The 4,022-nt window shown below is 41.1% G+C and carries 2 protein-coding genes; both read left to right on the top strand.

Annotation, left to right across the window (positions count from 1 at the left end; all coding sequences use genetic code 11):
- Positions 1-4: 4 nt before the first annotated feature.
- On the top strand, positions 5-3,019 hold the full coding sequence (locus AC3AX0_RS08715) for an NADH-ubiquinone oxidoreductase-F iron-sulfur binding region domain-containing protein (RefSeq protein ID WP_487549910.1): 3,015 nt from the start codon (positions 5-7) through the stop codon (positions 3,017-3,019).
- A 9-nt stretch (positions 3,020-3,028) separates the two neighbouring features.
- On the top strand, positions 3,029-4,022 hold a 994-nt coding region (locus AC3AX0_RS08710; RefSeq protein ID WP_487549909.1), incomplete at its 3' end, for a [Fe-Fe] hydrogenase large subunit C-terminal domain-containing protein.

Raw genomic sequence — 4,022 nt, 5'->3', positions numbered from 1 at the left:
TACCATAAACCTGTGTTATGGTGCAGGTTGCCTTTCATCTGACAGTAAATCCATATGTGAGGCCTTGGAAGAAGCACTGGAAAAATCAGGAATGAATGAATCCGTTAAGGTAACCAATACAGGCTGTATGGGCATGTGTGCAGAAGGCCCCATGATGATTGTCAATCCAGGTATGACACTCTATTGCAGACTGACCGAAGACAGTATCAATGAGATAGTGAATTCTCATATAGTCAAAGGAAAGATATTAGAAAAACATTGCTATTTTGACAAGAAAACAAAGCAGCCCGTTCCAAAGATGAATGATATAGAATTCTATAAAAAACAATACAAGATTGTTCTGAAAAATTGCGGAAGGATTGATTTCAATTCTCTAGATGAATATATAGCCAACGATGGATATACAGCCATAGAGAAGGTTCTTTCCTCCATGTCCCAGGAAGAAACCATAGACGTGATCTCAAAATCAGGATTAAGGGGAAGAGGCGGAGGAGGATTTCCTACAGGATTGAAATGGAAATTAGCTCTGAAATCAGAAAGCAATCAAAAATATGTGATTTGCAATGCCGACGAAGGAGATCCTGGGGCATTCATGGATAGAAGCCTTATTGAAGGGGATCCCCATTCAGTAATCGAGGGCATGATGATTGCAGGATACAGCATTGGAGCAGACAAGGGTTTCGTTTACGTAAGAGCCGAGTATCCCCTGGCAATCGACAGGCTTGGAAAAGCAATACAAAAAGCCAGGGAAACGGGTCTTCTAGGTGAGAATATCTTCAATTCCGGGTTTGAGTTCGACATTGAAGTGAGAATAGGTGCCGGAGCATTTGTATGCGGTGAGGAAACAGCTCTCATGAATTCCATCGAAGGACGAAGAGGAGAGCCGAGGCAGAAACCTCCATATCCTTCAGATGAAGGATTATTCAAAAAACCTTCCATAATCAACAATGTAGAAACATTTGGAAACATAGCCTCAATCATATTGAAGGGTGCCCAATGGTTTGCCAGTATAGGCACTGAAAAAAGCAAAGGAACAAAGATATTCGCCCTTGCCGGAGACATTAAGAATACAGGAATCATTGAAGTGCCCATGGGCATTTCCCTTGGAGAAATTGTATACGATATCGGCGGTGGAATACCCTCTCAGAAAGAATTCAAGGTTGTCCAGACGGGAGGACCTTCTGGAGGATGCATTACCAAGGAATTTCTGAACACACCTGTTGATTATGATTCTTTGAAGGAACTTGGAACCATAATGGGTTCAGGTGGACTTGTATGCATGGATGAAGATACCTGCATGGTTGACGTCGCAAGATATTTCATGGAATTTGTCCAGGATGAATCATGTGGAAAATGCGTTTCCTGCAGAATAGGTACCAAAAGGATGCTTGAAATCCTTGAAAGAATCACAATGGGACAGGGTAAAAAAAGTGATATAGAAGATCTCAAGGACCTGGCACAGGTCATAAAAGATACCGCTTTATGCGGACTGGGTCAAACCGCTCCTAACCCAGTACTCAGTACACTCAAATATTTCACTGAAGAATACCTTCAGCATATAGAAGAAGGGTATTGTACAGCAGGAATCTGCGGCGAATTGTTCCTTTCTCCTTGTGAAAATGCATGTCCTGCAGGGATAAATGTTCCTGGATACCTTGCCCTTGTCGCAAGAGGCAGGATTGAAGATGCATACAATCTTATACGACAGGAAAATCCATTCCCTGCTGTCTGCGGTGATATCTGCACCCATCCTTGTGAATCCAAGTGCAGAAGGGCGCAAATTGACGAGTCCATAGCCATTGCCGATATTAAAAAATATGTTGCCGAGCAGGTTCTGAATTCAGACATGCCTGTAAAGAGCACGGTATACCCAAAGAACGGCAAAAAAGTGGCAATTATAGGATCAGGACCATCCGGACTGACATGCGGTTATTATCTTGCAAGATTGGGTTATGACATAGACGTCTTTGAAGAGCAAGATGTAGCTGGCGGAGTTCTCGCTTTCGGAATACCTCAGTACAGACTGCCCAAGGAGATATTAAAAAAAGAAATTGACAGCATAAGACAGGTTGGAGTAAATATCATTTTTAACAAAAAAGTTGGAATTGATATTGAATTTGAAGATTTGAAAAAAGACTACGATTCTGTATATATAGCTACAGGAACCCAGTTCAGCAGAAAAGTTGGAATAAAGGGTGAAACCCTTAAAGGAGTATATCACGGACTTGATTTTCTTAAGGATGTCAATCTTGGGAAAGATGTGACAATAGGCAAAAAAGTCGCTGTAATAGGCGGCGGAAACACTGCTATCGATGCTTCAAGGGTTGCATTGAGAACGGGAGCAGAAGAAGTTCATATTCTTTATAGAAGAAGAATTGAAGACATGCCTGCAGACAAAAGAGAAGTAAAGGACGCAATTGAAGAAGGCGTACAGATACATGAACTGGTAATGCCCGTGGAGATTGCTGGCGACAGCTACACTGGAGTAAAAAAAGTTATCTGCTCACGAATAGATCTTGAAGGTTTCGACAGCAAAGGAAGAAGAAAACCTGTCGAAAAGGAAAACTCGAAGTTTGATTTTGAAATTGACATGATAATTCCTGCAGTGAGTCAGTATTCGGACCTGCCATTTATTAGAAAGGACGAAGTTGAGTTAACAAGCTACGGTTCATTCGTCATAGATGGCAAAAATAATATGACTTCAATAGATGGAGTATTCGCAGGTGGAGACGTAGTAAGAGGCTCCGATGTTGTTATAACCGCAATCGCCGACGGTAAAAAATCAGCTTCAGAAATAGACAAGTTTCTGGGTGGAACAGGAGAACTTAACAAGGGTGAAAAAATAGACATTCCTGAGGACTTTGATGAACACGAAGTCTTTGAACATGAAAGGTTCCCTATGGACGTCCTGTCAGCCGACAAGCGAAAAGGTAATTTTGATGAAGTCAAGACAGGTTATCACAGGCTGAATGCCATGGCTGAAGCAATGCGATGCTTAAGATGCGATAAAAGGATATAGGAGGATAAAATGGCTAAGATTACAATTAATAACAAGATTATTGAAGCATCACCTGACAAAACAATATTGCAGGTTGCCAAAGAAAACAATATTCTTATACCTCATCTTTGCTATCTTGAAGGAATCCATGAAATCGGATCCTGCAGACTTTGTGTTGTTGAAGTCGAAGGTGTGAATAACCTTATGGCATCATGTATTACTAAAGTCAAAGACGACATGAAGGTGAAAACAAACACCCCAAGAGTAAGAAATGCAAGAAAGGTCATCTATGAGCTTATTCTTTCAGACCATCCAAAAAACTGTCTCAGCTGCGAAAGGAACAACAACTGTGAACTGCAGGCACTGGGCGGAATTATCGAAGTTGAACAAGACAGATTTGAAGGTGAAATGTCAAAGGATATTGTTGACAGTACATCTGCAGCAATCGAAAGAGACATGGCCAAGTGCATACTTTGCAGACGATGTGAAACCATGTGCAATGATATTCAGAAAATTGGAATACTCAATACTCAGGAAAGAGGATTCAAATCTGTAATAAATGCAGGACAAGGTCTTATGCTGGATGAGGCTTCATGTACATACTGCGGGCAGTGTACAAAAGTATGTCCCGTAGGTGCCCTTAAAGAAAAAAGCTCAATAGAAGATGTATGGGATGCATTAAACAACATTGAAAAAGTCGTTGTTGTACAAACTGCACCGGCTATCAGGGCTGCCTTGGGTGAAGAATTCGGTTACGACGCCGGAACCTCCGTAACAGGAAAAATGGCTTCCTCTTTAAGAGAACTTGGTTTCGATTATGTCTTTGACACCAATTTTACTGCTGACCTTACTATTATTGAAGAGGGTCATGAATTTCTTGGAAGGATAAAGGATGTTTTCATAGATAAAAAGGATGCCACCTTCCCTATGATTACAAGTTGCAGTCCAGGATGGATTAAATATATCGAACACTATTATCCTGAACAACTGGACAATCTTTCTTCCTGTAAATCTCCCCATATGA

It is taken from the genome of Dethiosulfatibacter sp. (assembly GCF_983023055.1).
This window is presented reverse-complemented; position numbering and strand designations above follow the sequence as displayed.